The organism is Pedobacter folensis (genome assembly GCF_056490665.1).
On the sequence record NZ_JBWJIF010000014.1, the window covers coordinates 1 to 393 of the forward strand.

The following is a 393-nucleotide window of genomic DNA, read 5'->3' on the forward strand; positions in this document are numbered from 1 at the left end:
GCCATACCATATACTTTAAAAAACACAAGAGAAAAAAAGAAACACCCAGAAGACAACGGTGTGCGATGGCCTAAGGGCAAAGCATAACGGAACCTAAAGATGGGGAAAGCCAAAGGAAAGCAGTAGCGGTAAGATACTATATACTGCATACGGAAGCCGACCTTAAATCAACAGTCCCGTAGCTCAGCCTGGTTAGAGCACTACACTGATAATGTAGGGGTCTCCAGTTCAAATCTGGACGGGACTACACGTTTGAGTTTTCAATTGGCAGTTTACAGTGAACGGTTTTGATAACTGGAAACGAACAACTGTTAACTGGTAACGATACTCTGGGGGATTAGCTCAGCTGGCTAGAGCGCCTGCCTTGCACGCAGGAGGTCAACGGTTCGACTC

General features: G+C 46.3%; 1 tRNA gene. It reads left to right on the forward strand.

The annotated features are described in order from the left end of the window. The first annotated feature begins 172 nt into the window (after positions 1–172). Positions 173–247, forward strand: a tRNA-Ile gene (locus tag AC04QZ_RS24990). Positions 248–393 lie beyond the last annotated feature (146 nt).